Consider the following 290-nt stretch of genomic DNA (forward strand, 5'->3'; position numbering starts at 1 on the left):
GATGAACAGCGTGAAGTTCTGGCCGACGAGGGGGGACAGGATAAGTGCTCCGTCATCGGTTGTGCTCTGGTCGTAGGCACCGGTTGGTCCGCTGATGCTGGTTATGAGTTCTCCGTCGACAACAACCTTGCTCGGGTTGGTGTTGCTGAGCGTGACGTTAAAGGCGGCGTCATTCTCAACCGGTATGGCTGCGGGTGCGGAAGCGGCCCGGAGGCCGCCTGTGAATAAGCCCGCTGCAAGAAACAGAGCAGCAGCTGCCGGTGAAATGCGAAATTTCATGGGCATTCCTG

Annotated in this window: 1 pseudogene; it reads right to left on the reverse strand. The window is 58.3% G+C overall.

The features are described from left to right. Window positions 1-279 (reverse strand): annotated as a pseudogene (locus tag RTW80_RS28730) (conjugal transfer protein TraK); the annotation flags it as partial. Window positions 280-290: the final 11 nt, after the last annotated feature.

The sequence above is a fragment of the Escherichia sp. AM3 genome (genome assembly GCF_032029835.1).
Taxonomy (GTDB): domain Bacteria; phylum Pseudomonadota; class Gammaproteobacteria; order Enterobacterales; family Enterobacteriaceae; genus Escherichia; species Escherichia coli.